The organism is Ruegeria sp. AD2(2025), assembly GCF_056542385.1.
Window position 1 is genome coordinate 59,283 of record NZ_JBQFZS010000005.1, and the last position, 26,516, is coordinate 85,798.

The 26,516-nt window shown below is 61.1% G+C and carries 31 protein-coding genes; 20 read left to right on the top strand and 11 right to left on the bottom strand.

The genetic code is table 11. The features are described 5' to 3' along the window. Nucleotides 1–47: 47 nt before the first annotated feature. A complete protein-coding gene (locus ACR1XV_RS12080) occupies nt 48–1,367 on the bottom strand; it encodes an MFS transporter (RefSeq protein ID WP_480531606.1) in 1,320 nt (439 codons plus the stop codon). A 3-nt stretch (nt 1,368–1,370) separates the two neighbouring features. Next, nucleotides 1,371–1,628 carry a metal-sensing transcriptional repressor gene (locus ACR1XV_RS12085; RefSeq protein WP_480531608.1) on the bottom strand — a complete coding sequence of 86 codons (258 nt, stop codon included), beginning with the start codon at nt 1,626–1,628 and terminating at the stop codon, nt 1,371–1,373. A gap of 133 nt (nt 1,629–1,761) precedes the next feature. Between ACR1XV_RS12085 and ACR1XV_RS12090 the strand changes: the two genes are divergently transcribed. The 7 genes from ACR1XV_RS12090 to ACR1XV_RS12120 all read left to right on the top strand — a co-directional run bounded on the left by ACR1XV_RS12090 (nt 1,762) and on the right by ACR1XV_RS12120 (nt 6,544). Then, a complete protein-coding gene (locus tag ACR1XV_RS12090) occupies nt 1,762–2,376 on the top strand; it encodes a ribonuclease D (protein WP_480531610.1) in 615 nt (204 codons plus the stop codon). Continuing rightward, nucleotides 2,373–3,341 carry a KpsF/GutQ family sugar-phosphate isomerase gene (locus ACR1XV_RS12095; protein ID WP_480531612.1) on the top strand — a complete coding sequence of 323 codons (969 nt, stop codon included), beginning with the start codon at nt 2,373–2,375 and terminating at the stop codon, nt 3,339–3,341. The genes ACR1XV_RS12090 and ACR1XV_RS12095 overlap by 4 nt, the downstream gene beginning before the upstream one ends. Nucleotides 3,342–3,353: 12 nt before the next feature. Then, entirely contained in the window at nt 3,354–3,953 is a 600-nt protein-coding gene (locus ACR1XV_RS12100) for an LPS export ABC transporter periplasmic protein LptC (protein WP_480531614.1), read from the top strand. Nucleotides 3,954–3,956: 3 nt separating this feature from the next. Next, on the top strand, nt 3,957–4,448 hold the full coding sequence (locus ACR1XV_RS12105) for an LptA/OstA family protein (protein WP_480531616.1): 492 nt from the start codon (nt 3,957–3,959) through the stop codon (nt 4,446–4,448). Beyond that, nucleotides 4,448–5,206, top strand: a complete 759-nt coding sequence (lptB, locus tag ACR1XV_RS12110) for an LPS export ABC transporter ATP-binding protein (RefSeq protein ID WP_480531618.1) — start codon at nt 4,448–4,450, stop codon at nt 5,204–5,206. Before ACR1XV_RS12105 ends, lptB begins: the two co-directional genes overlap by 1 nt. A gap of 252 nt (nt 5,207–5,458) precedes the next feature. Then, nucleotides 5,459–6,022, top strand: a complete 564-nt coding sequence (gene hpf, locus ACR1XV_RS12115) for a ribosome hibernation-promoting factor, HPF/YfiA family (protein WP_480531620.1) — start codon at nt 5,459–5,461, stop codon at nt 6,020–6,022. A gap of 57 nt (nt 6,023–6,079) precedes the next feature. After that, nucleotides 6,080–6,544 (top strand): PTS sugar transporter subunit IIA, encoded by a 465-nt coding sequence (locus tag ACR1XV_RS12120; protein WP_480531622.1) that lies wholly within the window; start codon nt 6,080–6,082, stop codon nt 6,542–6,544. A gap of 65 nt (nt 6,545–6,609) precedes the next feature. On the opposite strand, the gene dalA is transcribed toward ACR1XV_RS12120, so the two are convergent. Continuing rightward, entirely contained in the window at nt 6,610–7,125 is a 516-nt protein-coding gene (gene dalA / locus ACR1XV_RS12125) for a divisome-associated lipoprotein DalA (protein WP_480531624.1), read from the bottom strand. Nucleotides 7,126–7,293: 168 nt separating this feature from the next. On the opposite strand from dalA, the gene ACR1XV_RS12130 reads away from it, so the two are divergent. Further along, nucleotides 7,294–7,893, top strand: a complete 600-nt coding sequence (locus ACR1XV_RS12130) for a L,D-transpeptidase (protein ID WP_480531626.1) — start codon at nt 7,294–7,296, stop codon at nt 7,891–7,893. 139 nt (nt 7,894–8,032) lie between these two features. Then, on the top strand, nt 8,033–8,215 hold the full coding sequence (locus ACR1XV_RS12135) for a hypothetical protein (RefSeq protein ID WP_005979327.1): 183 nt from the start codon (nt 8,033–8,035) through the stop codon (nt 8,213–8,215). An 82-nt stretch (nt 8,216–8,297) separates the two neighbouring features. On the opposite strand, the gene hemH is transcribed toward ACR1XV_RS12135, so the two are convergent. After that, entirely contained in the window at nt 8,298–9,347 is a 1,050-nt protein-coding gene (gene hemH / locus ACR1XV_RS12140) for a ferrochelatase (protein WP_480531628.1), read from the bottom strand. 56 nt (nt 9,348–9,403) lie between these two features. After that, complete coding sequence (locus tag ACR1XV_RS12145; RefSeq protein ID WP_480531630.1) at nt 9,404–10,234, bottom strand: methyltransferase domain-containing protein; 831 nt, start codon at nt 10,232–10,234, stop codon at nt 9,404–9,406. Between the two features lie 16 nt (nt 10,235–10,250). Between ACR1XV_RS12145 and ACR1XV_RS12150 the strand changes: the two genes are divergently transcribed. From ACR1XV_RS12150 to ACR1XV_RS12170, 5 genes are read left to right on the top strand one after another with little or no spacing between them, the layout of a single operon-like run. Further along, on the top strand, nt 10,251–10,979 hold the full coding sequence (locus tag ACR1XV_RS12150) for a double zinc ribbon domain-containing protein (protein ID WP_480531632.1): 729 nt from the start codon (nt 10,251–10,253) through the stop codon (nt 10,977–10,979). A gap of 37 nt (nt 10,980–11,016) precedes the next feature. Then, on the top strand, nt 11,017–11,274 hold the full coding sequence (gene grxC, locus ACR1XV_RS12155) for a glutaredoxin 3 (RefSeq protein ID WP_171125942.1): 258 nt from the start codon (nt 11,017–11,019) through the stop codon (nt 11,272–11,274). Beyond that, complete coding sequence (locus tag ACR1XV_RS12160; RefSeq protein WP_480531635.1) at nt 11,271–12,101, top strand: carbon-nitrogen hydrolase family protein; 831 nt, start codon at nt 11,271–11,273, stop codon at nt 12,099–12,101. The genes grxC and ACR1XV_RS12160 overlap by 4 nt, the downstream gene beginning before the upstream one ends. Nucleotides 12,102–12,116: 15 nt before the next feature. Then, nucleotides 12,117–12,557, top strand: coding sequence for a MarR family winged helix-turn-helix transcriptional regulator (locus tag ACR1XV_RS12165; RefSeq protein WP_170334681.1), 441 nt, complete (start codon nt 12,117–12,119; stop codon nt 12,555–12,557). A 4-nt stretch (nt 12,558–12,561) separates the two neighbouring features. Continuing rightward, nucleotides 12,562–13,335, top strand: a complete 774-nt coding sequence (locus ACR1XV_RS12170; RefSeq protein WP_480531637.1) for a hypothetical protein — start codon at nt 12,562–12,564, stop codon at nt 13,333–13,335. Between the two features lie 72 nt (nt 13,336–13,407). Here the strand turns inward: ACR1XV_RS12170 and ubiG are convergent, their stop codons facing one another. Further along, entirely contained in the window at nt 13,408–14,154 is a 747-nt protein-coding gene (ubiG, locus tag ACR1XV_RS12175) for a bifunctional 2-polyprenyl-6-hydroxyphenol methylase/3-demethylubiquinol 3-O-methyltransferase UbiG (protein ID WP_480531639.1), read from the bottom strand. A gap of 48 nt (nt 14,155–14,202) precedes the next feature. On the opposite strand from ubiG, the gene pip reads away from it, so the two are divergent. From pip to infB, 6 genes are all read left to right on the top strand, one after another. Beyond that, entirely contained in the window at nt 14,203–15,180 is a 978-nt protein-coding gene (gene pip, locus ACR1XV_RS12180) for a prolyl aminopeptidase (RefSeq protein WP_480531641.1), read from the top strand. After that, nucleotides 15,177–15,989, top strand: coding sequence for an ABC transporter substrate-binding protein (locus tag ACR1XV_RS12185; protein WP_480531643.1), 813 nt, complete (start codon nt 15,177–15,179; stop codon nt 15,987–15,989). Before pip ends, ACR1XV_RS12185 begins: the two co-directional genes overlap by 4 nt. Nucleotides 15,990–16,148: 159 nt before the next feature. Continuing rightward, entirely contained in the window at nt 16,149–16,739 is a 591-nt protein-coding gene (rimP, locus tag ACR1XV_RS12190) for a ribosome maturation factor RimP (RefSeq protein WP_480531645.1), read from the top strand. Beyond that, on the top strand, nt 16,739–18,352 hold the full coding sequence (nusA, locus tag ACR1XV_RS12195) for a transcription termination factor NusA (protein WP_480531647.1): 1,614 nt from the start codon (nt 16,739–16,741) through the stop codon (nt 18,350–18,352). The genes rimP and nusA overlap by 1 nt, the downstream gene beginning before the upstream one ends. Before the next feature lie 22 nt (nt 18,353–18,374). Beyond that, nucleotides 18,375–18,998 (top strand): RNA-binding protein, encoded by a 624-nt coding sequence (locus tag ACR1XV_RS12200; protein ID WP_170657882.1) that lies wholly within the window; start codon nt 18,375–18,377, stop codon nt 18,996–18,998. A gap of 8 nt (nt 18,999–19,006) precedes the next feature. Beyond that, nucleotides 19,007–21,472, top strand: a complete 2,466-nt coding sequence (infB, locus tag ACR1XV_RS12205) for a translation initiation factor IF-2 (protein ID WP_480531650.1) — start codon at nt 19,007–19,009, stop codon at nt 21,470–21,472. Nucleotides 21,473–21,535: 63 nt separating this feature from the next. Here infB and ACR1XV_RS12210 read toward each other — a convergent pair whose 3' ends face one another. The 5 genes from ACR1XV_RS12210 to ACR1XV_RS12230 form a co-directional block, all read right to left on the bottom strand. Next, the gene (locus ACR1XV_RS12210) at nt 21,536–22,366 is read right to left on the bottom strand and encodes an alpha/beta hydrolase (protein WP_480531652.1); all 831 of its coding nucleotides are present in this window, start codon (nt 22,364–22,366) and stop codon (nt 21,536–21,538) included. Then, nucleotides 22,366–23,244, bottom strand: a complete 879-nt coding sequence (locus ACR1XV_RS12215; protein ID WP_480531654.1) for a tryptophan 2,3-dioxygenase — start codon at nt 23,242–23,244, stop codon at nt 22,366–22,368. The genes ACR1XV_RS12210 and ACR1XV_RS12215 overlap by 1 nt, the downstream gene beginning before the upstream one ends. A gap of 63 nt (nt 23,245–23,307) precedes the next feature. Continuing rightward, the gene (gene tdh, locus ACR1XV_RS12220; protein WP_480532061.1) at nt 23,308–24,336 is read right to left on the bottom strand and encodes an L-threonine 3-dehydrogenase; all 1,029 of its coding nucleotides are present in this window, start codon (nt 24,334–24,336) and stop codon (nt 23,308–23,310) included. 20 nt (nt 24,337–24,356) lie between these two features. Next, on the bottom strand, nt 24,357–25,307 hold the full coding sequence (locus ACR1XV_RS12225) for a PLP-dependent cysteine synthase family protein (RefSeq protein ID WP_480531656.1): 951 nt from the start codon (nt 25,305–25,307) through the stop codon (nt 24,357–24,359). Further along, entirely contained in the window at nt 25,304–26,491 is a 1,188-nt protein-coding gene (locus ACR1XV_RS12230) for a glycine C-acetyltransferase (RefSeq protein WP_480531658.1), read from the bottom strand. The genes ACR1XV_RS12225 and ACR1XV_RS12230 overlap by 4 nt, the downstream gene beginning before the upstream one ends. Nucleotides 26,492–26,516: the final 25 nt, after the last annotated feature.

Genomic DNA, 26,516 nt, shown 5'->3' on the forward strand with positions numbered 1-26,516 from the left:
GCGTCAGAAGGGGCGTGTTCCGGTTTACGGCAGTTTGCGGGGCAGGCTCAAGACTGGCGAGGGAAATGGGGGTGTAACTCGTCAATGATGATGGGATGGGCATGGGGCGCTGGTCCCGCCAGATGCGGGTGATTTGCGGGCAGGTCGGGGTGGCTGTGCGCGATTGCCGCACGGCTGTTGCGCGGCCAGATGCGTAGTGCAAGCGTCACGCCCATAATCGCGGCAGTGGCCATCGCGGCCATGGCAACGGTGACCCCGAAGCGGGTCATCAACCACCCGGCCAACGGGTACAGCACCAACCAGCAGGCGTGCGACAGCGTGAACTGCGCAGCAAAGAGGGTGGGGCGATCCTCGGGGTGGGCCGAGCGGGTCAGCAGACGGCCCGAGGGCGTCAGCGTGGCCGCATAGCCAAAGCCTACGGCGGCCCAGATCAGCGTCAGTAGTATGAGCGTCATGGGCAGGGTGGCGGACAGCAGGGCGGCGATGGCCATGGCTCCGGTCGCCAGCGCCGCGCCGCTCAGCATCACCTGGCGGTCGGAGATATGTTCCAGCAGCCGGGGCAGGGCGAAGGCGGCCAGCATGGACCCGCCGCCGAACCCGGCCAGCGCGACCGCCACGGCGCTTTCGGACAGGCCCAGATCGGCGCGCACGATCACCACCGTGTTGACGATCACCATCGCGCTGAGCGCCGCAGCGCTCCAGCTGAGCGCCAGCAGCCCATGCAGGCGGGGGGTCTTGAGATAGATGCGGATGCCGCGCGTGGTCCGGTCATAGATGCCGCGCCGGGCGGTGGGTTTGGGCGAGGGCAGAGCGACGGACACCACCAGCAGCGCCGAGGCCACAAACCCAAGGCTGGTGCCCAGAAACAGGCTGTCGAAACTGACCAGCAGCAAGAGGACAGCTGCCAGCATCGGGCTCAGCAGGCTTTCCAGATCATAGGCCAGCCGCGACAGGGACAGGGCCTTGGTATAGTCCTGCTCGTCTGTCAGCACGTCTGGAATGGTGGCCTGAAAGGTCGGGGTGAACCCGGCCGAGGCAGATTGCAGCACAAAGATCAACACATAGACCTGCCAGATATCACTCACGAACGGCAGGCACAGCGCCACCGCCGCCCGGATCAGATCCAGTGCCACCAGCATCTTCCGACGGTCCAGCCGCTCTGCAAAGGCAGCGGCCAGAGGCGCGACGGTGACATAGGCTACCATCTTGATGGTCAGCGCGGTGCCCAGCACCAGCCCCGCGGCCTCGCCTGCCAGATCAAAGGCCAGCAGACCCAGCGCCACGGTGGCCAACCCGGTCCCGGACAGCGCCACGATCTGCGCGGCCAGCAGGTGCCGATAGGTGCGGTTTTTCAGGACGCTGAGCATGGGTCAGAGGTATTTCGTGATGGATTTGAAATCGTCGATACTGTCGCCATCGGCCCCGGCAGACAGGCAGTGATCGACATGGTCGTGGATCAGCGCCCGCTTGGCGTTGGTGATGGCTTTCTCGACGGCGAAAAGCTGCTGCGCGATGTCCCCGCATGGGGCCTGATCGTCCAGCATGGCGATGACCTTGGCCAGATGGCCATGGGCGCGTTTCAGCCGCGCGGTGATCTGTGGATGTGAAGCGTGGGTATGAGTCGTCATGATCATATCCTTATCCCCCCCTTGGGGATAATGTAAAGCCGATGAGCGCGTAGCAGCCCCGCGACCCCGATGACGTTGAGTTTGCCTGCGAAACCCCCTATCTCGGGGGCGAAAGCGCTTGAAGGATATCCCAGTGGCGAACCACCTTTATAAGAATGACCTGCCGGACGGGCTGGATCTGGGCCCGGTCGTGGCCATTGACTGTGAAACCATGGGGCTGAACCCGCATCGGGACCGCCTGTGTGTGATCCAGATGTCGGGCGGCGACGGCAACAGCCATATCGTGCAGGTCGAGAAGGGGCAGACTCAGGCTCCGAACCTGTGTGCGATGCTGGAAAACCCGAATGTGCTGAAGCTATTCCACTTTGGCCGCTTTGACATTGCCGCGATGTACCACACGTTTGGCGCGTTGGCCGCACCGGTCTATTGCACCAAGATCGCCAGCCGTCTGGTGCGCACCTATACCGACCGGCACGGGCTGAAAAACCTGTGCCAGGAGCTGATCGGCGTCGATATCTCGAAACAACAGCAGATGAGCGATTGGGGTGCGGAAACGCTCACCGATGCGCAGCTCGAATACGCCGCGTCGGACGTTTTGTACCTGCACCGCCTGCGGGACGCGCTGGACGGGCGTTTGGCCCGCGAAGGCCGCACCGAGATGGCGCAGGCCTGTTTTGACTTCCTGCCGATGCGTGCGAAGCTGGACCTCGCCGGTTGGCCCGAAACGGATATTTTTGCGCACTCATGACCGATACCGAAGCATTTCTGAGAACCGCCCGACAGGTTGTCACCGACGAAGCCCGCGCGCTGGACGTGCTGGCCGAAGGGCTGAACGAACATTTTGCCGAGGCCGTACAGTTGATCCTGCAGGCCACAGGCCGCATCATCATCAGCGGTATCGGCAAGTCGGGCCATATCGGTCACAAGATCGCGGCAACGCTGGCCAGCACCGGGACGCCCGCCTATTTCGTGCACCCCGCCGAGGCGAGCCATGGGGATCTGGGCATGGTATCGAAAGGCGATGTGGTTCTGGCGATCTCGAACTCGGGCGAAGCGCCGGAACTGGCCAACCTGCTGGCCTTTACCCGCCGCTTTGGCATCCCGCTGATTGGCCTGTCCAGCAAACCCGAAAGCACGCTGATGAAGCAGGCTGACGTGCATCTGCTGATCCCGTCTTTGGGTGAGGCCTGCGGGTTCGGCATGGTGCCCTCGATCTCGACCACGCTGACGCTGGCGATGGGCGACGCGCTGGCGATTGCGCTGATGAAGTATCGGGACTTCAAGCCCGAAGATTTCCGCGCCTATCACCCCGGCGGCAAGCTCGGGGCGCAGCTGTCAACGGTGCGCGACCTGATGCACACCGATACGCCCATCGTGCAATCTGGCACTCCGATGGGCGAAGCCCTGCTGGTCATGAGCCAAAAGGGGTTCGGGGTCGTTGGTGTGACCAATGCTGACGACCAACTGCTTGGTATCGTGACGGACGGCGACTTGCGCCGAAACATGAATGGACTGTTGGATCTGACCGTTGATCAGGTCATGACCGCCGACCCGCGCACAATTGGCCCGGACGAATTGGCTGAGGGTGCGGTAGCGTTGATGACTATGCAGAAGCCCAAGATCACCTGTCTGTTTGTGGTGGACCCGGCCTCGGATGGCCGCACCGAGGGCATTCTGCACATCCACGACTGCCTGCGCGTTGGTCTGGGCTGAGGGGACACACCGGTGGATCGCCATTCCCGATGGGTGCAGTTTCTCAAGGTGGTGTTGCCTCTGGCCGCCATCTTGCTGCTGTCCACCGTGTTCCTGCTGTCGCGCAGCATCGACACAGACGTCTCGGTGCCCTTCAGCGGGCAGGAGATCGACGAGCGGCTGACCGAGCAGGTGGTGACCCGCCCGGATTATAAGGGCGTCACCCGCAAGGGTGAAGAAATCCGCGTCGAAGCCCGCCGCGCCAGTCAGGGCAGCGCCGGTGGCAGCCCCACGGCGGCTGAGGTTCAGGGCCGGTTCGGTCTCAGCAACGGGGGCGAGATCACGCTGGAATCCAACACCGGTATGATCCGGCCCGACAAGGGCACCGCCACCTTTGCCGGCAACGTGGTCATCACCACCGCTGATGGCATTCAGGTCACCACCGATCTGTTGAACACATCGTTGGATGAAATTCGCGGCGATACGCCGGGCCAGATTGACGGCACCGGCCCGATCGGGGACTTCACCGCCGGGCGGATGACGTTCGGAACCGAAAAAAAGGATGGTCCGGTCCATATTCTTTTTACAGATGGCGTGAAGCTGATATACGAGCCGCAAAAAGCTGAAAGATAACCCGTGTTTGATTTTCGTGTCGCCTCTGTTTGTATTGCCCTGATCGCCGCAACTGCGCCCGTGTCGGCGCAAGAGGCTCAGGTGGCATTTGGGGCCGTCAAGGCCGACCCGAGCCTGCCGGTCGAAGTGACGTCGGAGACCTTGAACGTCAATCAGGAAGACGGCTCGGCCGAGTTTGTCGGCAACGTCATCGTCATTCAGGGCGAGATGCGCCTGACCGCGGAACGGGTTCTGGTGATCTACAATCAGGACCGCTCGGCCATCGAACGGATGGAGGCGACCGAGAACGTGGTTCTGGTCAGCCCGCCCGATGCGGCCGAGGGCGACTGGGCCGAATACACCATCGAATCCGGCGTGATCGAGATGCGGGGCAATGTGCTGCTGACCCAAGGCCCCAGCATCATCAGCGGGGATCAGATGGTCGCGAACTTGACCAGCGGCACCGCAACCATGTCGGGCGGCGTCAAGACCATCCTGCAACAGGGTCAGAACTGATGAACCGCCCGAACCTGTCTGTTGCCGAAGGCACATCTGGTCTGAAGATCGAAAAACTGCGGAAATCCTACCGCAAGAAAACCGTGATCCGTGACGTGTCGATGACGCTGGACCGGTCCGAGGTTGTGGCGCTGCTGGGGCCGAACGGGTCGGGCAAGACCACGACTTTCTATTCTGTTGCCGGGCTGGTGTTTCCTGAGGCCGGGACAGTGACCATCGACGGGCAGAACGTGACCACCCTGCCGATGTATCGCCGCGCCCGTCTTGGCATCGGCTATCTGCCGCAGGAAATGTCGATCTTCCGCGGCATGAGCGTCGAGGACAACATCGCCTCGGTGCTGGACATTACCGTTAAACACGCCCATCGCCGCAAGGAGCGGCTTGAGGAGCTGCTGTCGGATTTCTCGATTGAACATTTGCGCCGCGCGCCCGCGCTGGCCTTGTCGGGCGGGGAACGTCGCCGGGTCGAGATCGCGCGCTGTCTGGCGGCTGACCCGAAATATCTGCTGCTGGACGAACCTTTTGCAGGCGTTGACCCGATCAGCGTCGGCGATATCCGCCATCTGGTGGCCGATCTGAAAAAGCGCGGCATCGGGGTTCTGATCACCGACCATAACGTGCGGGAAACGCTCGAAATTGTGGATCGGGCCTATATTCTGCATGACGGTCAGGTTCTGATGTCCGGCACCCCCGATGAAGTGGTCGAAAACGAAAACGTGCGCCGCGTTTATCTGGGGGAAAACTTCCGCATTTCATGAGCTTACGAAGAATTGTGCCCGGTGCATGCCGGAAATCTGGTGGATACGCACCTGTTTTGATTGACTCTTCCCTCGGCTCTTGTCTCAATTGGGGTATGGCAAGTCTTCGGTTCCAGACTGAATCGCTATGCCCCTTCATCGAAGGGGTGGATCAGCGGCAACCGCAGGCTCTGCTGCGACCCCCCACCCGATAAAAATAAGACCGCCGCGGATTGCGGCATCAAAATGGGTGTGAATTGTGAAGGAGATCACATGCGTTACCAAATCAGCGGAAAACAGATCGACATCGGTGCGGCCCTGCAAACTCATGTGCAGACCGAACTGGGCGAGGTTGTGGGCAAGTACGCCCAGCGGCCGACGGATGCCAGCGTCGTGTTTTCCCGTTCGGCGCATGAATATGTATGCGAAACCACCGTGCATATGTCGACCGGCCTGACCGCTCAGGCCAAGGCGCACGCGACCGAGATCTATGCGGCGTTCGAGGGGTGCTGCGACAAGATGGAAAAACAACTGCGTCGTTATAAGCGCAGATTGAAAGACCACCACAAGGATCGGTCCGAGCCGGTTGAACTCTTCGGCGCGTCCTCATATATCCTCGCCTCTGACGAATCGGATTCGGCTGACGAGCCCGAATCGCTGCAGCCGATGATCGTGGCTGAGATGGAAACCAAGATCCCATCGCTGAGTGTTGGTGAAGCGGTTATGCAGATGGAACTGGCCGGTGCGCCGGTCCTTGTGTTCCGGAACGAGAACAAGGACGGATTGAATGTCGTATATCGCCGCGAAGACGGCAATATCGGGTGGATCGATCCGTAACAGGCAAGGATTATTGGCCTGTCCCCGGCTGCGGGGGCATGGCCCAGGAGCAAGATGATGGAGCTTTCGAGCATTCTGAAGCCCGAAGCGGTACGCGTGTTGTCGTCCGCGTCCAGCAAGAAACGTTTGTTTCAGGAAATCGGTGACATTGCCGGTGCGACGCTTGGGCTTGACGCGCAGGCCGTGGTGGATGGTTTGCTCGAACGTGAGAGTCTGGGTCCCACCGGCGTTGGCCATGGTGTGGCGCTGCCGCATGCGCGCTTGCCAGAGCTGGATGCGGTTTCAGGCGTGTTCGTGATGCTGGAAAAACCCATCGATTTCGGCTCGGTCGACCGTCAGCCCGTTGATCTGGCGTTTTCGCTGTTTGCCCCCGAAGAAGCCGGTGTCGATCACCTGAAGGCGCTGGCGCTGGTGTCGCGCACGCTGCGCGAGCAATCCGTCTGCGCCAAGCTGCGGGCGAATCCCGACCCGGTCAAGCTGTATGCGATCCTGACCGAAGCGCAGTCGATGCAGGCCGCTTAAGGCACTGATCAGAAACAAAAAAGCCCCCGAATTTCGGGGGCTTTGTCATGTCTTGCTGGCTGCGATCAGCCGCCCGTTCCCATTTCCAGCGTCCACCAGATCTTGCCGCCGCCTTCCTGATGCCAGGCAAAGCCCATCTGGGTCGCCTTGGGGTCCATGATGACCGAGCGCGGTCCGGGCTCTTGCATCCAGGCCGCCAGCGTTTCGGTCTCGGTCTCATAGGTTTCCGAGATCGCCTCGCCCAGGAATGTCCCGAAATACCCGACCCGCGCGGCGCGATCGATGGGTGAGGACCCGTCCGATCCAAAGTGCCAGGGTCGGTTCTGGCGGGCCATATCCTTGGAATGGGTCGCCGCCGCTGCGTTCAGCTGTGAATTCAGTTGCACCGTCTGCAGACCCGAGGCCTGCCGCAGCGCGTTGACCGAATCCAACATGCGGAACTGCAGTTTCTCGGGGTTGCCGCGAATCTTGTAGACCGAAGGCAGCGGTCTGCCATCGGCCCCAAGGGCTGTGGTACCCGAATCGGTACATGCCGCCAGCGCGACGAAACAAATCGTTAGAAGGGAAAGAATACGTGTCATGACCGGCCTGAATTTTGTGTCGCAAGGGAAATAACCCGCCTGACGTCCCGGGGTAAATGCACAATGGGCCAAGCGTGCGTGAATCTGCCGGTTTGATTTGCGACTGAAGCATTCTGGCCATAAAATGTGCTGGAATTTGCATTCTTCCTTAACAAAGGACCGCTCGACATGGTCAAGAAAGTCATTCTGCCCTCGACGCGCCGCGGATTTCTGGCAGGCGCAGCGGCCAGCCTCGCCTCGCCCGCGCTGGCGCAGTATATCCCCGGAGATCCCCTGCGGCCCGCCCCCGAACCCGAGGCGCCGGTGCGCCGCAATATGTCGGGTTTCCGGGCGCTGGACTGGCAGCCATATTTCTCGAACACCAATAATGGGGCCATTCTGGTCGATACCGTCTCACGGGCGCTGCATTATTGGTCAGAAGATCAAACCGTGTACAAACTTTACCCATCCTCGGTCCCGCTGACAGAGGAATTGACCCGTCGCGGTCGCACCAGCGTCATCCGCAAGGTCGAAGGCCCAAGCTGGTCGCCGACCCCCTCGATGAAGAAGCGCAACCCGGAATGGCCGGACTATATTCCGCCGGGTCCCGATAACCCCTTGGGAACACACGCTTTGTACCTGAGCTGGAAGTATTATCGCATCCACGGCACCCACGATACGCGCAAAATCGGGCGTCGGTCGTCGAATGGTTGCATCGGCCTGTTCAACGAAGATATTGCCGAGCTTTTCGGAATGGCCAATGTTGGCACGCAAGTGTTGCTAATTTGACGACATTTTCGCGCACGAACCCGCTTGTCGCGTAAGTTACAATTGCAATCCATGGGGATAGCTGATTAGAAAAACTCACGAGGTAAGTCTTAGATGTGCGGTTTCGTTATTGGGAATCGCGCAAATTCTGGAGGTTAATATGAAGAAACTCGTTCTCGCCGCTGCTCTGACTGCTGCTGCTTCGACCGCATATGCTGGCAACCTGGAAGAGCCGGTTGTTGAAGCACCGGTTGTCGTCGAAGAAACCCAAGGTTCGTCGCAGGGCATCATCCTGCCGCTGATCCTGCTGGTTGTTGTTGCTGCAGCTGTTGCCGCAGGCTAATCGACGAGCATTGTCTTAGAGAGAAGGCGGTGGAGCATTCCACCGCCTTTTTTCGTGTCCGGGTGACGCTGCCGAAGGCGCTTTAGTCGAGCCAGCCGCGCAGATTGTCCTCGACCACCTTGCCCAGGGCTGCGATATGCGCGTCCTCATCGTTGAGGCAGGGGATATAGGTGAACGATTCGCCGCCCGCCTCTTCAAAGCTTTCCTTGATCTCTTCGTTGATCTCTTCCAGCGTTTCGATGCAATCGGCGGAAAAGGCCGGTGCGATGACGGCGATGTTCTTTTTCCCCTGACGCGCCAGATCGGCCACGTGATCGACGGTATAGGGTTTCAGCCATTCCTCAGGCCCGAACCGCGACTGGAAGGTCGAGACCAACTGATCATCCGACCAGCCCAGCCGCTCTTTCAGCAGACGTGAGGTTTTGACGCACTGACAGTGATAGGGATCGCCCTGCTGCAGATAGCGTTCCGGCATTCCGTGGTAGGAACAGACCAGAATATCCGGCTTGATCTCCATAGCGGCATAGGCGCGCTCGACCGAGCCTGCCAGCGCGTCGACATAGGCCGGTTCGTCGAAATAGGCGGGCACCGTGCGGCTGGCGGGTTGCCACGGCTCGGCCATCAGGGCGCGGAAGAACTGGTCATTCGCGGTGGCCGTCGTGGCCCCGGCATATTGCGGGTAGAGCGGGAAGAACAGGATGCGGTCGCAGCCTGCTGCCACCATCTCGCGCACCTTTGACGGGGTCGAGGGGTTGCCGTAGCGCATGCAGAAATCGACCATAACCTGATCGCCGTAGTTCTCTTGCAACGCGCTGCGCAGTTTGGCGGTCTGGTCCTTGGTGATCGTCATCAGCGGGCTTTCGCCCTTGTCGTGGTTCCAAATCGATTTGTAGGCCTCGCCCGAACTGAAGGGCCGCTTGGTCAGGATGATCCCCTGCAGGATCGGCTGCCATTTCCACGCGGGATAGTCGATGACGCGTTTGTCCGAGAGAAACTCGTTCAGATACCGCCGCATGGGCCAATAGCTGTAATCGTCCGGCGTGCCCAGATTGGCCAGCAGAACGCCGACGCGGCCCGTCTTGACCTTGGGGTGGTCGGTTGGGGCATGGGTGGGGCGAGTGGCGTCAAACATATGAAGCTTCCTGAATTCTCATGTTCCGGCCTGAGATAAAGGGAAATGCCGGGCCGTCAATCGGGCAGTTTGCCCTCTTCCGTTTTTAGCGCTTCGGCCAGACGCATCTGGGCTGATCCGGGGCGTAGGGGTTTCGGCTGGCTGGTATCCGGGGACCAGCCGGTCAGGCAGATGATCTCGAACGTGGCCGCCAGCCGTCCCGAGGCGGTGGTGAAATGATCTGCATAGATGCGCTGAGCGGTCTCGAACACCGTGCGCGCCGTTGGGCGTTTCAGCCGGTCTGACAGAGCATTGGTCTCACCCATATCCCGCAGATCGCGCATCAGGTGCCAGATATCGCGGTACTCTGCCGTCAGCGGCACGGAGTCCGCCACAGGCAGAGCCAACCCGGCCCGCTGCAACAGCCCGCCCAGATCGCGCAGCTCTGCCATTGGGGCAATGCGCGGGCTGAGGCCGCCGGTCACTTCGATCTCGGCCTGACCCAAGGCGGCGCGCAGCTCGTGCAGGGTTTCGCCGCCAAGGCAGGCCACCAACAGCAACCCGTCGGGTTTCAGGGCGCGGTGGCATTGGATCAACTGCCCCACCGGATCATTGGCACAATGCAGCGCCATGGCGTGGATCACCAGATCATGCGCGCCGGGCTGCAAGGGCAGGGTATCCGCATCCTCGACGATGACCGCATCGCGCAGAACATCGCCCCAGAGCCGCGGAAACGGGCTGATGATCGCCGCGGCCGTAAAGGCTTTGTTAACCATGGAGAGGCGATCCTGCACCTCATCCACCGCCGCGCGGTGCAGAAACAGCGCCTCGTCGCGCGCGCGGGCGCGGTGCAACCGGATGGCGGTGCGGTCAAACAGAGAGGGCGCAGTGGACTCGGGCAGTTTCATAGCTCGCAACTATCGCATGGCGCAGCGGATTCAAACCGCTATCGAGCTGATTTACCCGCCCCGTTGCATGGGATGCGGAGATCTGACGGCTGCCGATTTCGGCCTTTGCGGGCAATGCTGGCGCGATACACCTTTCATTGGAGGCACGGTCTGCGAAAGCTGCGGCGTGCCCTTGCCCGGCGCGCGGGACGGGTTTCGGATCGACTGCGACGACTGCCTGAAAGCGCCGCCTCCGTGGCAGGACGGGCGCGCGGCGCTGCTCTATCAGGGCAAAGCGCGATCTTTGATCCTTGCGCTCAAACATGGCGACCGGCCCGAGCTGGCGCGCCCTGCAGCACGGTGGATGGCGCGGGCGGGGCGTGAGTTGCTAAGGCCCAACATGCTGATCGCGCCGGTACCGCTGCATTGGTCGCGCCTGCTGAAGCGGCGGTATAACCAATCGGCACTGCTGGCCCAGCATCTGGGGCGTGAGCTTGGCTTGGAATGCGTGCCCGATCTGCTGCAGCGCATCAAACGAACCCCGGTGCTGGATGGCAAAACTGCGCAGGAACGAGCAGAGGTTCTGGAGCCTGCTATCGCGCCCCATCCCCGGCGGGGGCATCACATCAACGGGCGGGATATCCTTCTCGTTGATGACGTGATGACTTCGGGGGCGACGTTGGCTGCGTGTACGCGCGTATGTCAGGCCGCAGGGGCAAATCATATTTTCGTGTTGGCTCTGGCGCGCGTTGCCAAGGATGCCTAATTCGCTCAAGATTGTGCGAAACCCGAAGGGACGGAATATGAAACCGGTCGAAATCTATACCTCGCCGCTATGCGGCTTTTGCCACGCGGCCAAGCGGCTGCTGAAACAGAAAGGCGTCGAGTTCAAGGAAGTCGACGTGCTGATACACCCCAAACGCAAGCCCGAGATGATCAAGCGCGCGGGCGGTAAACGCACCGTGCCGCAAATCTTCATCGGCACGCAGCATGTGGGCGGCTGCGATGACCTCTATGAGCTTGAGCGCCAAGGCAAGCTGGATCGTTTGCTGGCGGCATGAAGACCGCTCTGCTGCAGATCACTTCGTCGGACGACCCGGCTGAGAATCTGGACATGGTGCGCGCCCTGATGGCCGAAGCGGCAGATCAGGGCGCGCGCTTTATCCTGTCTCCTGAGGTCACGAATTGTGTGTCCACCAGCACCACGCGACAGCGCGCGGTTCTGCAGCATGAAGAAGGCGACATCACGCTGGCGGGCCTGCGTGAGCAGGCCGCCGCGCTGGGCGTGTGGCTTCTGATCGGCTCGCTGGCGATCAAGACCCGCGACGCCGATGGGCGCTTTGCCAACCGCTCTTTCATGATCGACCCGCAGGGGCAGATCATGGCGCGATATGACAAGATCCATATGTTCGACGTGCAGGTCACAGAATCCGAGACCTTCCGCGAATCGAAGAACTACCGCCCCGGCGACCGGGCTGTGATTGCGCAGACCGATTTCGGCAAGGTCGGTTTGACCATCTGCTACGATATCCGCTTTCCGCATCTCTACGCCGCGCTGGCGCAGGCAGGTGCCCGGATTTTGACGGTTCCGGCCGCGTTTTCGCCCGTGACCGGCGCGGCGCATTGGCAATCTCTGCTGCGGGCGCGGGCGATTGAGACTGGCTGTTGGGTGCTGGCCCCCGCCCAGACCGGAGAGCACCCCAAGACGCGCGGCAAAACACGCTACACCCACGGTCACAGCATGGTTGTCGCCCCGTGGGGAGAGGTGCTGATCGACGCAGGCACCGATCCGGGCATTCACATTTTCGATTTGGATGATAGTTCTGTGACAGAGGCGCGCCGCCGCGTGCCCTCACTGACTCACCTGCGGCCCTTTGACGGGCCCTGATCCAGAACCGGACTTATGACGGACGAGAAAAACGCCCTTGCGGTCACGCTGTTCAGCGAGATCCTGACCGCCGATCAGCTATTGCGAAACCGGCTCAGCCGGGTGCTGCCCAAGGGCATGGAAATTTCGCATTTCTCGGTGCTGAATCATCTGGTTTTTGTGGGGGATGAACGCACGCCGGCGCAACTGGCCAGCACGTTCCACGTGACCCGGGGCGCAATGACCAACACCTTGGCCAAGCTGGAATGGGCCGGATACATCCACATCCGCCCCGACTGGGACGACGCCCGCCGCAAGATGGTCGCCATCAGCCCCGCCGGCCGCCGCGCCCGAGATCAGGCGATTTCGTCCATTGCCCCGCTGATCAACCGCGTGGTCGGAGAACTGGGGCTGGAGCGCGTCCGCAGCACGCTGCCCGTGCTGCGGGATTTGCGGTTGCAGTTGGAGGGGGAGTAGGAAGGTGATGCGTTGGTTTAGGAAGCGACGGAAATCCAGTGGGATTTCAGAGAACGTGACTTCGCCAACCGCTTCGGCGGTACTCGATAATGAAGATCAACAAAGTCGATCTAACCTGAAGACTGCAAAACCGAGTGGAGCAATCTGGGTCAGCGATGTTTACCGAAGACATGAACTGAGCATTGGTTTTGTGACTGCGCCAATGCGAAACAAGATCACTTCGATCAAATTTCGCGACGAAGATGTCGAAATCGCTAAGAAACATCGTGATGGAGATAGAAAAAATTCCCGTGGCGAGCATGTCGATCCAGGCGCGGTGCCGAGTGAACTATATTGGAACCTAAGCGAGGCACCACCTAGCACAATCCCGCCGGTTTTCAGCGCAGGGCACCCAATGTTGCGTGCGGATATCGCGGAGATTTTTAAGCATCATGATTTAGGTCAAGCACGTCTGCAAGAAACGCAGCTTTTTGGTTATGATGCGGAAGCACCGCTTGATTATGTCGCCTATGCTCTGATTTTCCAGAACCAAGGCTATGCTATCGATATAGCAAAGAGCGATGTGGAGCCTGTATGGCCAGGGCGCGAGGTGTTTAAGCCTAAGCCAGATGCCTCTCTTGCAGATTGTCTTGTGCCGGATACCAGAGCGGTAAATGGTCCGGGTGTCTGGATTGATCCCCACATGTTTATGTTTTTTTTCCTTAGTGACGCACTTGGCAGCGAACTAACAGCTGCTGGTTTTGGTTCTGCTTTTGGACTGACCCGTTTGGAGTATTAAGGGATCGTAGGATGGGTTTCTAACCCATCGCTCAAGATCGAAAACGTTTGCAAGATGGGTTGAAAACCCATCCTACCCCGGCTTCACACTCGCCGTCACATAATTCACGCTCAGATCCCGGTCCGAGATCGACCAGTTCCACAGGATCGGGTTGAAGACGAACCCTTTGCGGTCCACCGGTTCCAGCCCGGCCTGGCGCAGCAGGTCGAACAGTTCGTCGGGGGTGATGAACTTATTCCACTCATGCGTGCCGCGCGGCAGCCAGCGCATCACGACCTCGGCCCCAAAAATGGCCATCGCATAGGATTTCGGGTTGCGGTTGATGGTCGAGCAGATCAGCAAGCCACCCGGTTTCAGCAACTGCTGCGATGCGGTCAGGAAGCCCAAAGGATCGGCCACATGCTCGACCACCTCCATATTCAGCACTACGTCGAATTGTTCGCCTGCGGCGGCCAGGTCTTCGGCGGTCGTGTGGCGATAGTCGATCTGCAGCCCCGATTGTTCCGCATGGATGCGGGCGACGGGAAGGTTGCCTTCGGCGGCGTCGGCGCCCACGACCGTGGCACCCAGACGTGCCATCGGTTCGCTTAGCAGCCCGCCGCCACAGCCGATATCCAGCAGGCGCAGGCCCTCGAAGGGGTTCGGAGCGGTCAGGTCGCGGTGAAACTCACCCGCGATTTGCTGGGTGATATAGTCCAGACGACAGGGGTTCAGCATGTGCAGCGGCTTGAATTTCCCGTGAGGATCCCACCATTCCGCCGCCATCGCCTCGAATTTTGCGATCTCGGACGGGTCAACCGTGTTCGGATGCGCTTGCATTCCTGTCTCCGTGTGCTCTTTTACGTCTAAGGACTATATAGGGCCATAATGGACAAGTACCCGGACCAAAAGCGCGCAGTTCAATATCTGTACCCGCCGATTGATCCTTTCGATCAGCGTGTGGTCGATATGGGCGATGGGCACCGTATTTATGTGGAACAATGCGGCAATCCTGACGGAATTCCGGTGGTGATTCTGCATGGCGGCCCCGGCGGCGGCTGCAGCCCGGCGATGCGGCGGTATTTCGATCCTAAAGCCTATCGGGTGATTCTGTTTGATCAGCGCGGGTGTGGCCGGTCGCGGCCTACGGCTTCGGTCGAAAACAACACCACCTGGCACCTGGTGGCGGATATCGAGCGTCTGCGCAAATTGTTCTACATCGAGGACTGGATCGTCTTCGGCGGCAGTTGGGGGGCGACTCTGGCTCTGGTCTATGCGCAGACCCATCCTGACCGGGTCAACCGTCTGGTGCTGCGCGGCGTGTTTCTGGCCACGCAGGCCGAACTGGACTGGTTCTATGGCGGCGGCGCGGGCAAGTTCTGGCCCGAGCAATGGGCCAAGTTCACTTCGCTTCTGCCCGAACATGAGGTGAGTGACGCGATTGCCGCTTATAGCAAGCGCCTGTTCTCGGGGGATCGCGCGACCGAGATACTGTATGCGCGTGCGTGGTCGCATTGGGAAAACGCGCTGGCCTCGATCCACACGAACGGATCGGTGGGGGAAAGCCCGGGGGAATATGCGCGCACCTTTGCGCGGCTTGAGAATCACTACTTCACCAATGCGGCTTTTCTTGAATATGACGGCCAGATTCTGGATCAGATGGACCGGATCGCCGATATCCCGGGCCATGTCGTGCAGGGGCGCTATGACATGATCTGCCCGCCGCAGGCCGCGTGGAACCTGTCGCAGCGCTGGCCCAATGCCGAGCTGAGGATGGTGCGGCAGGCCGGGCACGCTTTGTCTGAACCCGGGATCAGCGCTGAATTGGTCCGCATCATGGATCGCGTGGCCGAGGGGGTGGTATGACCCGGATCGACCGTCGTGCGTTGTTTGCCTCAGGTGCGGCTGCCGCTTTGCTGGCGGCCACAGGGGCATCTTTGGCGGATACGCCGAAAGAGGGCGGCGCGCTGCGACTGGCGGTGCCGCGTGACAACAGTCTGGAACGTGTGGCGCGGGGTGCGGTCTTTGACACGCTGACCGAGATTGCACCTGACGGTACGTTGCGCGGAGAGCTTGCGACGGGTTGGCAAACCGACGCTGACGCTCGAGTCTGGAGTTTCGATCTGCGCGATGATGTCGTTTTCCACGATGGCACCAAGCTGGATATCACAGATGTTCTGGCCGTTCTGGGTGACGTTGGCCGCGCCGAGGCCATAGCCCCGCACCAAGTGCGGCTGCACTTGTCCGAAGGCAATCCTGGCCTGCCATTCCTGTTGTCAGAGTCCCAGTTCGTCATCGCGTGCGATGGCGTGACGCCGCTGGCGCAAGCCAACGGTACCGGCTGCTACCGGGTCGAGCGGGCCGAGGATGAGCGTCATTTGCGCGCGCGGCGCGTGGCCGATCACTACAAGGCCGGATCGGCGGGTTGGGCCGACACGATCGAGATCATCGTGATCCCTGACGCCAAGGTGCGGGCCGAGGCGTTGCGCGATGGCTATGTGGATATCGCGGCACTGCCTGCTGGCGAGGACCTGATTGCGCAGCGAGGCTTGCGGTATCATCCGTCGCAGGCCGAGATGGCGCTGGCTGTGGCCGCGCATGTCGGGATGCCGCGCCAGATTGGTAAGGCTGCGCTGGACGATGGGCGCATCGCCGAACGGTGGTGGCTGGCGTAAATCCGATCACGTTTTACGCCGGGGGTTGCAGACTCGGAATCTCCTGCGTATATGCATCTGCAACAGCGGCGCGTTGGACTTCTGGTCCAAGGCTCCACCGGAAAATACGACGGGCCGCGCGCCCGTTTTTTTGTGCCCGATTGAAGGGTAGAGACCCGAATGACAAACGACCTGATAGCCAAAGCAGCCATCGACCGGCGACTGGCCGAGATCATCACCCCCGTGATCGAGGATCTGGGGTATGAGCTTGTGCGTATCCGCCTGATGAGCGGCAAGCAGACCACGCTGCAGATCATGGCCGACAAGCCCGATGGCGGCATCGAAGTGGATGACTGCGCCGAGATTTCCAACGCCGTCAGCGCCACGCTGGATGTCGAGGACCCGATTTTGGATGCCTATACGCTTGAGGTCTCCAGTCCCGGCATCGACCGTCCTTTGACCCGCCTCAAGGACTTTGAGACGTTTGAGGGCTATGAGGCCAAGATCGAGACCGCCGAACTGATCGACGGCCGCCGCCGCTTTAAGGGCGAATTGGCCGGGATCGAAGGGAATGAGGTTCTGATCAACGTCCCCGAGGGGGATGAGACGATCACCATCGGTCTGCAATTTGACTGGCTGAGCGACGCCAAGCTGGTTCTGACCGATGATCTGATCAAGGAAATGCTGCGCCAGCGTAAAGATGCTGGTGCCTTGAACGAAAACGCTTTCGACGAGATTGAGACCGAAGGGTCCGAAGAGGAGACGAACTGATGGCAATCACCTCAGCCAACCAGCTGGAGCTGCTGCAGACCGCCGAGGCCGTGGCCCGCGAAAAGATGATCGACCCCGGTCTGGTTGTCGAAGCGATGGAGGAATCGCTCGCTCGTGCCGCCAAGAGCCGTTACGGCGCCGAGATGGACATCCGCGTGTCCATCGACCGCAAGACCGGCAAGGCGACATTCACCCGCGTCCGCACCGTGGTCGAGGACGAAGAGCTGGAAAACTATCAGGCCGAGTTCACCGTCGAGCAGGCCAAGCAATACATGGAAAACCCCGAGGTCGGTGACGTCTTCGTGGAAGAAGTGCCGCCGGTTGAAATGGGCCGTATTGCTGCTCAGTCCGCCAAGCAGGTGATCTTGCAGAAGGTCCGCGAGGCCGAGCGCGACCGTCAGTACGAAGAATTCAAGGATCGCGCAGGCACCATCATCAACGGTGCGGTCAAGCGTGAAGAGTTTGGCAATGTCATCGTCGATCTGGGCGGTGCCGAGGCCGTTCTGCGCCGCAACGACAAGATCGGTCGCGAAAGCTATCGCCCCAACGACCGCGTGCGCGCCTATATCAAAGAAGTGCGCCGCGAGGTGCGTGGCCACCAGATCTTCCTGTCGCGCACCGCGCCGGAATTCATGGCCGAGCTGTTTAAGATGGAAGTGCCGGAAATCTATGACGGCATCATCGAGGTCAAGGCCGTGGCCCGTGACCCCGGTTCGCGCGCCAAGATCGCCGTGATCTCGTATGACGGCTCGATAGACCCCGTTGGTGCTTGTGTCGGTATGCGCGGCAGCCGCGTGCAGGCCGTTGTGAACGAACTGCAGGGTGAAAAGATCGACATCATCCCGTGGAACGAAGATCAGCCGACCTTCCTGGTGAACGCGCTGCAGCCTGCCGAGGTCTCGAAGGTGGTTCTGGACGAAGAAGCGGGCAAGATCGAGGTTGTGGTGCCCGAGGAACAACTGTCCCTCGCCATCGGCCGTCGCGGTCAGAACGTGCGCCTGGCCAGCCAACTTACCGGTCTCGACATCGACATCATGACCGAAGCCGAAGAATCGGCGCGTCGTCAGAAGGAATTCGAAGCCCGCACCCAGTTGTTCATGGAAACGCTGGATCTGGACGAGTTCTTCGCGCAGCTGCTGGTCTCGGAAGGCTTCACCAATCTGGAAGAAGTCGCTTATGTCGAGATCGACGAACTGCTGGTCATCGACGGTGTGGACGAAGGCACCGCGCAGGAATTGCAGACCCGCGCGCGCGAATTCCTGGAAGCACAGGCCAAGGCGGCGCTTGATGCGGCGCGTGCATTGGGTGCCGAGGACAGCCTTATTGAATTCGAGGGCCTGACACCCCAGATGGTAGAAGCGCTGGCCAAGGACGATGTGAAGACGCTGGAAGACTTCGCGACCTGTGCCGACTGGGAACTGGCCGGTGGCTGGACCACAGTTGATGGCGAACGCATCAAGGATGACGGTGTTCTGGAACCTTTCGGCGTGACGCTGGAAGAGGCTCAGGACTTGGTCATGACGGCGCGTATCATGTTGGGCTGGGTTGATCCGGCTGAACTGGAGCAGGCCGAAGAAGACGGCGAAGCGACCGACGAGGAGGTCGAGGCCTGATCTCAGGCCTCGGGTGGCTGACATGGGTCGCGGTGGCGTCCATAAGGATCGGTCGGAAGGGCCTGAGCGCAAGTGCATCGCCACGGGCGAGGTTCAGCCCAAATATGGGCTGATCCGCTTTGTGACGGGGCCGGATGGTCAGGTCTATCCCGATGTCGCGGCGAAACTGCCGGGGCGCGGGGTTTACGTGGCGGCGGATCGCGCCGCGCTGGACAAGGCCGTTGGCAAGAAACTGTTCTCGCGCGGGTTCAAGGCGCAGGTCAGCGCGTCGAAGGACCTGACGGATGAGGTCGAAAAACAGATCGCGCGCCGTGTGGTTGAATTGCTCAGCCTGGCGCGCAAGTCCGGTGACGCGGTTGCCGGGTATGAAAAGGTCAAGACGTGGCTGGACCGGGAAGAGGCAAGCGTGCTGATTCAGGCCAGCGATGGGTCGGGGCGCGGCAAGTCGAAACTCAGCACGCCGCACTTCGGTAAGTATATCGGCTGGCTGACTGCGGACGAGCTTGGGGCGGCATTTGGGCGCCAAACGGTGATTCATGCGGCCTTGGCCTCTGGCGGACTCGCCAAACGTGTTGTAGAGGAAGCGCAGCGCCTGCGTGGCTTGCGCGAAACGGATGACGGCGGCAAGGGCCGCACGGAAGGGTAAGAAGCTTTATGAGCGATAGTGACGGCAAAAAGACATTGGGTCTTCGTGGCGGGGCGCGCCCCGGAAATGTGAAACAGAGTTTCAGCCACGGACGCACCAAGAATGTCGTGGTCGAGACCAAACGCAAGCGCGTGGTCGTACCCAAGCCGGGCGCGGCCAAACCAAGCGGTGGTGCGGCACCTTCGGGTGACCCGTCGCGTCGTCCTGCGGGCATTTCCGACGCGGAAATGGCGCGTCGTATGAAAGCATTGCAGGCCGCCAAGGCACGTGAGGCGGAAGAGGCTGCGGCCCGCGAGGCGCAGGAGAAGGCGCGTGAAGAAGAACGCGCGCGCCGCCGGGCCGAGCAGGAAGCCAAGGAGCGCGAACAGCGTGAGGCCGAAGAAAAGGCGCGTGCCAAGGCCGAAGAAGAAGAGCGCAAGCGCAAAGAGGCCGAAGAGGCCGCACAGCGCGCTGCTGCAGCACCGGCACCGGAACCCAAGGCGGCTCCGCGCGGTCCCGCGCCGTCCACCGCCGCGCCCCGCAAGCAGGAGCGCGAGCGCGAGCAGCGTGGCCGTGGCAAGGGCCGTGACGACAACCGCCGCTCGGGCAAGCTGACACTGGGTCAGGCGACCGGTGGCGAAGGCAATCGCCAACGCTCAATGGCCGCGATGAAGCGCAAGCAGGAGCGTGCGCGTCAGAAAGCCATGGGCGGCCCCGTCGAGCGGGAAAAGGTAATCCGCGACGTGCAGCTGCCCGAGGCGATCATGGTCTCGGAACTGGCCAACCGTATGGCCGAGCGTGTGGCTGACGTTGTCAAATCGCTGATGCAGATGGGCATGATGGTTACGCAGAACCAGACCATCGACGCCGACACCGCAGAACTGATCATCGAGGAATTTGGCCACAAGGTCACCCGCGTCTCCGATTCGGATGTGGAAGACGTCATCAAAGAGGTCGAAGATACCGAAGACGATCTGCAGCCACGTCCTCCGGTCATCACCATCATGGGCCACGTTGACCACGGTAAGACCTCGCTGCTGGATGCAATCCGCGACGCGCGCGTTGTGGCTGGTGAGGCCGGTGGCATTACCCAGCATATCGGCGCCTATCAGGTGAAAACCGATGGCGGCACCACGCTGACATTCCTGGATACGCCGGGCCACGCGGCCTTTACCTCGATGCGCTCGCGCGGTGCTCAGGTCACGGATATCGTTGTTCTGGTTGTCGCCGCCGATGACGCGGTGATGCCGCAGACGATTGAGGCAATCAACCACGCCAAGGCGGCTCAGGTCCCGATGATCGTGGCGATCAACAAGATCGACAAGCCCGAGGCGAATCCCGACAAGGTGCGTACTGACCTGCTGCAGCATGAAGTCATCGTCGAGAAGATGTCGGGTGAAGTTCAGGACGTCGAGGTTTCGGCCATGACCGGTCAGGGCCTTGATGAACTACTCGAAGCCATCGCGCTGCAGGCCGAGATTCTGGAACTGAAAGCCAACCCCGACCGCGCCGCGCAAGGTGCCGTGATTGAGGCTCAGCTGGATGTGGGCCGCGGTCCCGTGGCCACCGTTCTGGTTCAGAACGGCACGCTGCGTCAGGGCGATATCTTCGTTGTGGGTGAGCAGTACGGTAAGGTCCGTGCGCTGATCAACGACAAGGGCGACCGCGTCAAAGAGGCTGGTCCCTCGGTTCCGGTTGAGGTTCTGGGTCTCAACGGTACGCCCGAAGCGGGCGACGTTCTGAACGTGACCGAGACCGAAGCGCAGGCCCGTGAGATCGCCGCCTACCGTGAGCAGGCCGCCAAGGACAAACGCGCCGCGGCGGGTGCCGCGACCACGCTTGAGCAGCTGATGCAGAAGGCCAAGGACGACGAGAACGTGGCCGAGCTGCCGATCCTCGTCAAAGCCGATGTGCAGGGGTCTGCCGAAGCCATCGTTCAGGCGATGGAAAAGATTGGCAACGATGAAGTGCGCGTGCGTGTTCTGCACTCGGGCGTTGGTGCGATCACCGAGACGGATGTCGGCCTTGCCGAAGCCTCGGGCGCGCCGGTCATGGGCTTTAACGTCCGTGCCAACGCATCTGCCCGGAACACCGCGAACCAGAAGGGTGTCGAGATCCGCTATTACTCGGTGATCTATGACCTCGTGGATGACGTGAAAGCGGCCGCATCCGGCCTGCTGAGCGCCGAGATCCGCGAAAAGTTCATCGGTTACGCCGAGATCCGCGAAGTCTTTAAGGTCACCGGCGTCGGCAAGGTTGCTGGTTGTCTGGTCACCGAAGGCGTTGCCCGCCGCTCTGCAGGTGTCCGCCTGCTGCGCGACAACGTGGTGATCCACGAAGGCACGCTGAAGACGCTGAAGCGCTTCAAGGACGAAGTGGCCGAGGTTCAGTCGGGACAGGAATGCGGTATGGCGTTCGAGAACTACGACGATATCCGCGCGGGCGACGTGATCGAGATTTTCGAGCGCGAAGAAGTTACCCGGACGCTCGACTAAGGTCTGACAAAACCGAATACGAAAACAGCGGCTTATCGGGCCGCTGTTTTCATTTGATGGGGTCTATTCGCTGCGCGACGACAGAAACGTGCCCGAGGGCATGATGATGTCGAAATGATGCTTGCCCCGCTGCAGATCGAAGCTGACCGAATGCCCCGCCTTGCGCAGCAATTCTGCATAGTCGCGGCTTTGACGGATGAACTCGGGCGTGTCGCGTTCGGCCACCGTCACCCGGTAACGTGGCCCCGGCGCGGGCAGGTTCAGGCAGGGTGAAAGGTCGTGAATTTCGACCTTCGTCAGTTGTAAGGGATCATTCACCGGGGTCAGGCTGATCGGCTCAAGATCATACACCCCGCTGATCAGGATGACATTGCGCACCCGCAGCCCCGCCTGTGCCAGCGCGTTGGACGCACTTGCCATCACCATCGCCGTCAGATGCGCCCCGGCGCTGTGGCCCGAAAGCGTGACATGCGACGGATCAAACCCCAGCGTTTCGGCCTGCGATGCCAGCCACAGCAGGGCGGTGCGGCATTCCTCGACCATCTGGCCCAACCGGGCGTCGGGGGCCAACGTATAGTTCAGCGTGGCAAAAGCCTGCCCGTTCTCGTGCAGCACCGGGGCCATCAGGGCCGAGTCGCGCTGGCTGAGCGCCTGCCAATAACCGCCATGAATGAACACATGCAGCGGGGCCTTGGCACCGGCGGCAGGGAAATAGTCCAGCACCTGCGCCGGGCTGTCCCCATAGGCGAGGTTTTTCCGCACCTCCAGATCGGCCCGCGCCTGTGCGCTGAGGACCGCATAGCTGGCCAGATAAGGCGTCAGATCGCCGCCGACCATCGAACTGGGCGCATATTCCTGCTCCAGCTCGTCTTGTGAAAATCCGCGATACAGCATCAGTCCCCCGCATACATCAATTCGGTGCGCATGTCATAGAGGTCGTGGAAGAACCGCAACTCCAGCGCCTTGCGCAGAAAGGCCACACCGCTGGAGCCGCCGGTGCCGGGCTGCATCCCGATCACCCGCTCGACGGCGGTGGCGTGGTCGAACCGCCAGCGCTGGAACAGCGATTCCACATCCATCAGCTTTTCGGCCAGCGCGTAGAGGTCCCAGTACTTATCGGTGTTGCGGAACACCTCGGTCCAGATTTTCACGATGCGCGGGTCGCCGGAATAGGGCTGGGCATAGTCCCGGTCGATCAGGTCCTGCGGCACGTCGAACCCCTGGCGGGCCAGCATGTGCAGCACCTCGTCATATAGCGAGGGCTTGGTGAGCGCGGCGTTCAGCATCTCCATCACTTCCGCGTCGTGTTCGTGGACCTTCAGGGTCGAGACATCCTTGTTGCCCAGAATGAACTCGATCTGGCGGTAGCCATAGCTTTGAAAGCCCGAAGAATTGCCCAACGCCTGCCGAAAGGTCATGTAATCGGCGGGGGTCATGGTCAGCAGCGTCTCCCACGCTGCGATCAACTGCCGCTGGATCGCCTTGATCCGGTCGAGGTTCTTCATCGCCGGGCCAAAATCGTCCTGCTGAAGAAAGCGGCGCACCTCGACCAGCTGGTGATGCATCAGTTTCAGCCACAGCTCGCTGACCTGATGGATGATGATGAACAGCATCTCGTCCGGCTGGGCGGGGTCCTGAAAGGTCTTTTGCAGGTTCAGCAGCGTCTTGAGCTGCAGGAAATCGCCATAGCTTTTGCGGTGGGTTTCCGCGAAATCCGTGACCAGCGTGTCTTCGATCCCGCGTTCCAGAAAGCGGTCGTCCTTGTCGCTCATGAGGTCCCTCTCAGGTGGTGTGCTGCCCCTGTTTAGGACCTCATTTTGCAACTTTCCAGAGCGTCAGGTCCAATCCAGAACGACTTTGCCCGAGAGGCCCGATTTCATCGCGGCGAAGCCTTCGGCAAAGTCATCGACCCCGAACCGGTGCGTGATGACGCGGCTGACATCCAGACCATTCTGCAGCATGGCGATCATCTTGTACCAGGTCTCGAACATCTCGCGCCCGTAGACGCCTTTGATGGTGATGGCCTTGAACACGATACGCGACCAGTCGACGGGGGATTTACCCGGTGGAATGCCCAGCAGAGCGATCTTGCCGCCCATCACCAGCGCCTCGACCATCTGGTCCAGCGCGGCCTGCGAGCCCGACATCTCAAGCCCCACGTCAAAGCCCTGCGACATGCCAAGCTCGGATATGACATCCTGCAGATCCTCGGTGGTGACGTCGACGGTGCGCACCGTGGGCACCACATGGGTGGCCAGTTTCAGGCGGTCGGCGTTGATATCGGTGATGACCACATGCCGCGCGCCTGCGTGACGGGCGACGGCGGCGGCCATGATGCCGATGGGGCCTGCCCCGGTGATCAGCACGTCCTCGCCCAGCAGATCAAAGCTGAGCGCGGTATGTACGGCATTGCCCAGCGGGTCGAGGATGGCGCCGATCTCGTCGGGGATATCATCGGGCAGGGGCACCACGTTGAAGGCAGGCAGGCGCAGATATTGCGCAAACGCACCTTGTTCGTTCACCCCGATCCCGCGCGTGCCCGGGTCCAGATGGAACTTGCCGGCGCGGCTCTGGCGGCTGTCATTTCCGATCAGATGCCCCTCGCCCGAGCAGCGCTGACCGATCTGAAATCCGGTTACATTGCGCCCGATCTCGACGATTTCCCCGGCGAATTCGTGGCCCGTAATCATCGGAACCGGCACCGTGGCCGAGGCCCAGTCGTCCCAGTTCCAGATATGGATATCCGTGCCGCAAATGCCGGTCTTGTTGACGCGGATCAGAACCTCGTCTGGCCCGATCTCGGGCACCGGGGCCTGTATCATCCACAGGCCTTCCTCGGGTTTTGATTTTTCCAGTGCTTTCATGGTGTTGGGTCGCATCTGTATTACTCCCACAAATCGGTGGACAGGTATTTCAAACCACTGTCGCACATCACAATTGCAACGCAGCCGCCCTTTTCCGGGCCGCGCAAAAGCTCAATCGCTCCGGCAAGGTTCGCGCCGGCCGAGTAGCCGGCGAAAATGCCTTCGGTCCGGGCCAGCAGGCGCCCCCCATCCCGCGCGGCGTCGCCCGAGACCGACAGATGCCCGGTCAGAGAGGTATCGATAAGATGAACCAGATCGCTCATCGCGTAGCCACCACCTTGAATCGGGTGATCCGGGGTGCTGATGGCTTCTCCAGCGATGGCACGCGCGCCTTCGGGTTCCACGGCATAGCAGCGTACTCCGCGTGGTGTCAGATAGGCTGCGGCCCCGGCCAAGGTGCCGCCGGAGCCTGCAAAATCGCAAAAGGCCGTGACGGTGCCGCCGGATTGTTCCCAGATTTCGGGGCCGGTGCCGGTGGCATGGGATTTGGGATTGCCGGAATGGCCAAACTGATCGGCCCGAAATGCATTGCGCTCGGCGGTGATGTGTTGCGCGGCCTCGTCAACCAAGGCCAGATCCGTGCCCGATACCTCGCCGGGCTTGCTGCCTTCGGCTTGCGGAACGATGATAACTTCGGCACCCAGGGCGCGCATCATCCGGGCGCGTTCGACAGAGTTGCCCGCGCTCATGACTGCGACAAAGGGATGCCCCAGAATGCCGCAGACAATCGCCAGCCCCGTGCCCATATTGCCCGAGGTCAGTTCAACAACCGTCTGCCCCGGCAACAGGGTTCCGTCAGCGCGGGCGAGCTCGATGATGGATCGTGCGGCGCGGTCCTTTTTCGAGAACCCGGGCAACAGATAGTCCAGCTTGGCCAGAATACGACCGTCCAGATCAAGCGCTCGGCAGAGGCGGCTTAGCTCGACCAGAGGTGTGTTCCCGATGACCTCAATAACCGAGGGCAGTATCATGAGATGATCCCGAGGTCTTTGCCGACCTTGCCAAAGGCCGCCAGCGCGCGGTCCAGTTCGTCGCGGGTCAGGGCCGCGTTCATCTGCGTGCGGATCCGGGCCTTGCCGCGGGGCACGACGGGGAAGAAAAACCCCGAGACATAGACGCCCTCGTCAAACAGTCTGGCGGCCATGTCCTGCGCCAGTTGTGCCTCGCCCAGCATCACCGGGATGATCGGGTGTTCGCCGGGCAGCAGGTCAAAGCCCAACTTCTCCAGCCCCGCGCGCCAGTATTTGGCGTTGCCGAACAGTTGCGCGCGCAGCATGTCGCCCTCTTCAACCAGACGGATTGCTTCCAATCCGGCGGCAACGATGGACGGCGGCAGCGAGTTTGAGAACAGATAGGGCCGCGCCCGCTGCCGCAGCAGGTCGATCACTGGCTGCGGCCCGGCGATATAGCCGCCGATTGCCCCCCCAAGTGCCTTGCCCAAAGTTCCCGTCAGAATGTCCACATCGACGCCGAAATGATCCGGTGTGCCCGCCCCGTTCGGCCCCACGAAGCCGGTGGCGTGGCAGTCATCGACCATGACGATGGCGTCGTATTTGTCAGCCAGTTCCCGGATCTTTGGCAGGTTGGCCAGATAGCCATCCATCGAAAACACGCCGTCGGTGGCGATCATGATATGCCGTGCCCCATCCTCGCGCGCTTGTTTCAACCAGGCTTCGAGGTCGTTCATGTCATTGTTCAGATAACGATAGCGCTTGGCCTTGCAGAGCCGAACCCCGTCGATGATCGAAGCATGGTTCAGACTGTCCGATATGATGGCGTCCTCGGGTCCCAGAAGGGGCTCAAACAGCCCTCCGTTCGCATCGAAACAGGCGGCGAACAGGATCGCGTCGTCCTTGTTCAGGAATGCGGCCAGCTTCTGTTCCAACTCGCGGTGAATGTCCTGCGTCCCGCAGATGAAGCGGACCGAGGCCATGCCGAACCCCTTGGGCTCCATCGCGCCTTTGGCGGCATCGATCAGCGCCGGGTGGTCGGCCAGCCCCAGATAGTTGTTGGCGCACAGGTTGATGACCTGCCGGTCGCCCACCGTAATCTCTCCGCCCTGAGGCGAGGTGATCATTCGCTCGCGCTTATACAGACCTTCAGCTTCGATCTGGGCGAGTGTGTCCGTGATGTGGGACAGGAATGCATCTGCCATGGCGGCCTCCGGTTTATCTGAGTCG

Excerpts from the sequence above, each read along its gene's own strand:
- ACR1XV_RS12200 (WP_170657882.1), top strand. The coding sequence starts at position 18,375 with ATGGGTCGCGGTGGCGTCCATAAGGATCGGTCGGAAGGGCCTGAGCGC.
- infB (WP_480531650.1), top strand. The coding sequence starts at position 19,007 with ATGAGCGATAGTGACGGCAAAAAGACATTGGGTCTTCGTGGCGGGGCG.
- ACR1XV_RS12145 (WP_480531630.1), bottom strand. The coding sequence starts at position 10,234 with ATGAAACTGCCCGAGTCCACTGCGCCCTCTCTGTTTGACCGCACCGCC.
- grxC (WP_171125942.1), top strand. The coding sequence starts at position 11,017 with ATGAAACCGGTCGAAATCTATACCTCGCCGCTATGCGGCTTTTGCCAC.
- hpf (WP_480531620.1), top strand. The coding sequence starts at position 5,459 with ATGCGTTACCAAATCAGCGGAAAACAGATCGACATCGGTGCGGCCCTG.
- ACR1XV_RS12210 (WP_480531652.1), bottom strand. The coding sequence starts at position 22,366 with ATGCTGTATCGCGGATTTTCACAAGACGAGCTGGAGCAGGAATATGCG.
- ACR1XV_RS12225 (WP_480531656.1), bottom strand. The coding sequence starts at position 25,307 with ATGATACTGCCCTCGGTTATTGAGGTCATCGGGAACACACCTCTGGTC.
- dalA (WP_480531624.1), bottom strand. The coding sequence starts at position 7,125 with ATGACACGTATTCTTTCCCTTCTAACGATTTGTTTCGTCGCGCTGGCG.
- ACR1XV_RS12185 (WP_480531643.1), top strand. The coding sequence starts at position 15,177 with ATGACCCGGATCGACCGTCGTGCGTTGTTTGCCTCAGGTGCGGCTGCC.
- ACR1XV_RS12085 (WP_480531608.1), bottom strand. The coding sequence starts at position 1,628 with ATGACGACTCATACCCACGCTTCACATCCACAGATCACCGCGCGGCTG.
- rimP (WP_480531645.1), top strand. The coding sequence starts at position 16,149 with ATGACAAACGACCTGATAGCCAAAGCAGCCATCGACCGGCGACTGGCC.
- lptB (WP_480531618.1), top strand. The coding sequence starts at position 4,448 with ATGAACCGCCCGAACCTGTCTGTTGCCGAAGGCACATCTGGTCTGAAG.
- ACR1XV_RS12120 (WP_480531622.1), top strand. The coding sequence starts at position 6,080 with ATGGAGCTTTCGAGCATTCTGAAGCCCGAAGCGGTACGCGTGTTGTCG.
- nusA (WP_480531647.1), top strand. The coding sequence starts at position 16,739 with ATGGCAATCACCTCAGCCAACCAGCTGGAGCTGCTGCAGACCGCCGAG.
- ACR1XV_RS12165 (WP_170334681.1), top strand. The coding sequence starts at position 12,117 with ATGACGGACGAGAAAAACGCCCTTGCGGTCACGCTGTTCAGCGAGATC.
- tdh (WP_480532061.1), bottom strand. The coding sequence starts at position 24,336 with ATGAAAGCACTGGAAAAATCAAAACCCGAGGAAGGCCTGTGGATGATA.
- hemH (WP_480531628.1), bottom strand. The coding sequence starts at position 9,347 with ATGTTTGACGCCACTCGCCCCACCCATGCCCCAACCGACCACCCCAAG.
- ACR1XV_RS12160 (WP_480531635.1), top strand. The coding sequence starts at position 11,271 with ATGAAGACCGCTCTGCTGCAGATCACTTCGTCGGACGACCCGGCTGAG.
- ACR1XV_RS12215 (WP_480531654.1), bottom strand. The coding sequence starts at position 23,244 with ATGAGCGACAAGGACGACCGCTTTCTGGAACGCGGGATCGAAGACACG.
- ACR1XV_RS12135 (WP_005979327.1), top strand. The coding sequence starts at position 8,033 with ATGAAGAAACTCGTTCTCGCCGCTGCTCTGACTGCTGCTGCTTCGACC.
- ACR1XV_RS12095 (WP_480531612.1), top strand. The coding sequence starts at position 2,373 with ATGACCGATACCGAAGCATTTCTGAGAACCGCCCGACAGGTTGTCACC.
- ACR1XV_RS12150 (WP_480531632.1), top strand. The coding sequence starts at position 10,251 with ATGGCGCAGCGGATTCAAACCGCTATCGAGCTGATTTACCCGCCCCGT.
- ubiG (WP_480531639.1), bottom strand. The coding sequence starts at position 14,154 with ATGCAAGCGCATCCGAACACGGTTGACCCGTCCGAGATCGCAAAATTC.
- ACR1XV_RS12080 (WP_480531606.1), bottom strand. The coding sequence starts at position 1,367 with ATGCTCAGCGTCCTGAAAAACCGCACCTATCGGCACCTGCTGGCCGCG.
- ACR1XV_RS12130 (WP_480531626.1), top strand. The coding sequence starts at position 7,294 with ATGGTCAAGAAAGTCATTCTGCCCTCGACGCGCCGCGGATTTCTGGCA.
- pip (WP_480531641.1), top strand. The coding sequence starts at position 14,203 with ATGGACAAGTACCCGGACCAAAAGCGCGCAGTTCAATATCTGTACCCG.
- ACR1XV_RS12230 (WP_480531658.1), bottom strand. The coding sequence starts at position 26,491 with ATGGCAGATGCATTCCTGTCCCACATCACGGACACACTCGCCCAGATC.